3 protein-coding genes are annotated in these 1,627 nt (G+C 58.4%); 2 read left to right on the top strand and 1 reads right to left on the bottom strand.

Features of this window, described 5'->3' with window-relative positions; genetic code table 11:
• Together ACH2EH_RS11840 and ACH2EH_RS11835 are read left to right on the top strand one after the other, a co-directional pair.
• Positions 1 to 356: FGGY-family carbohydrate kinase (locus tag ACH2EH_RS11840; RefSeq protein ID WP_395141911.1), on the top strand; the 356-nt coding region annotated here is incomplete at its 5' end.
• A gap of 4 nt (positions 357 to 360) precedes the next feature.
• On the top strand, positions 361 to 1,098 hold the full coding sequence (locus tag ACH2EH_RS11835; protein WP_395141909.1) for a tetratricopeptide repeat protein: 738 nt from the start codon (positions 361 to 363) through the stop codon (positions 1,096 to 1,098).
• Here ACH2EH_RS11835 and ACH2EH_RS11830 read toward each other — a convergent pair.
• Positions 1,085 to 1,588 (bottom strand): NUDIX domain-containing protein, encoded by a 504-nt coding sequence (locus ACH2EH_RS11830; RefSeq protein WP_395141907.1) that lies wholly within the window; start codon positions 1,586 to 1,588, stop codon positions 1,085 to 1,087. The two genes, ACH2EH_RS11835 and ACH2EH_RS11830, sit on opposite strands and share 14 nt — an antisense overlap.
• Between the last annotated feature and the right edge of the window lie 39 nt (positions 1,589 to 1,627).

The raw sequence follows: 1,627 nt of genomic DNA, 5'->3' as shown, positions 1-1,627 counted from the left end.
CGCATCTGGAAGCCGTGGCCTACCGGTTTGCCGCGATCCGCGAGCACCTGCGGCCCGTTGCCCCAAAGGCGGAGCTCATCGGCACGGGCGCGGGCTTGCTGGCATCGCCTCTCTGGCAGCAGATCCTCGCCGACGTGCTGGGCGAGCCCATTCTGATCAGTAGCGAGGAAGAGGCATCGTCACGCGGGGCCGCTCTCTGGGCACGAGAACAGCTTGGTCTGGGCCGCATCGAAGACGCTCCCCTCCCGGAAATTCTGCACCGAGTCAAACCCAATTCCGCCCACACCAAAATCTATACCGGGGCACGCCAGCGCCACGAGGCACTTTTGAAACTGCTCTGCCCTGTCAATAATTAAACACATGAAAAAAAAGAAATCCTCCCTCCCCATGCGCCCTATTGCGCCCCTCCCAGTACCGAACCTGCGCACAGAGTCAGACGAAACACTTGTCAATGTGCCCGACGGAATCACGATTTTCTCCTTCACAGTAACTTACGATGCCATTGAGGATGAGTACGCGACTCGTGTTCCCGACGGTGACCGAGACAAAATCCACAAGCTTGCGTTTGGCAGAACCAGCCCTCGTAAAAAAATTCCTCTTCTGAAAGAATGGATCGAGCGCTACCCAAATTTTCCGCGCCTCTATAACTTTCTCAGCGCCGCTTATGTTGCTGCCAAAGACTATCCCTCCGCCGAGGCTCTCGTTCGGGAGACCTATGAGCGCTTCCCTGAGTATCTGTTCGCACGAATCAACTACGCAGATATCTTATTGCGCAATGATAGGGAGGACGAGGTCGCCGCACTCTTCCCGGAAGGCTGGGCGCTTCCCATGATATTTCCAAATCGGAGTACGTTCCATGCCACCGAGGTGACGGGTCTCGCTGGGCTAGCCGCACGTTATTTCCTACGCCAAGACGATGGCGACCAGGCAATGATCCATATTCAGACACTGCTGAAAGTGGGTGGTAAAAAGGATCCCGCGCTCCCTGCGATCCTCTCGGAGCTCCTGGATTATCGTCTACGCAACGACTTTGAGAAAGACAAACTCTCAGCACTAACCGCGAAGCTTCCGTTAGGTCGGTTGCTCACAGGCCGATAAACTCCGACAGCGACGTTCCTGCCGCGAGTAGGTGCTCTTTCGCCGTGGCGGCCTCCTCAAACACAGCGGCGAGGAGGTCGTCCCAGGCGTAGTACAGTCCTGCAATGTCCTCGATAGGAGCCAGAAAGCGTCCGGTGGACTCGCTCCCCTGGGGGATTTCTCCCAGTCCTTGGACATCGGCCACAAACGTGGGAGCGTGGCGAATCGCTCCGGTTTGGGTGTCGGTGAGGATAAAATGCCCCAGGCAGATCATGCGCCCCAGAGTCACGCCCGCCTCCTCAAATGCCTCGCGCCGCGCCGCCGCCTCAGGCGTCTCGCCCGGCTCCAGCCGTCCGCTAGGGATGCACCAGCCGCGCCCCGGAATCTCCGCCAGCACGATCTTGTCCCCATAAAATGGGAAGACCAGTGCGGCAGGAGTCGGAGAACCTTCGGAGGCGTACGCGGCAAAGGTAGCACGCTCGTTGCGCCAAGTGACGTGTGGAAAGCCCATTGCTTAAGTCTACCAGGCATAACCCTCAGGCGAGGGCTT

This window comes from Armatimonas sp., from assembly GCF_043760365.1.
Lineage (GTDB): Bacteria > Armatimonadota > Armatimonadia > Armatimonadales > Armatimonadaceae > Armatimonas.
Note: the sequence above shows the minus strand (reverse complement) of the source record. Positions and strands in the feature narration are given on the sequence as shown.

Bases quoted from the DNA above. Each gene is read 5' to 3' on its own strand.
- ACH2EH_RS11835 (WP_395141909.1), top strand. From the start codon at position 361: ATGAAAAAAAAGAAATCCTCCCTCCCCATGCGCCCTATTGCGCCCCTC.
- ACH2EH_RS11830 (WP_395141907.1), bottom strand. From the start codon at position 1,588: ATGGGCTTTCCACACGTCACTTGGCGCAACGAGCGTGCTACCTTTGCC.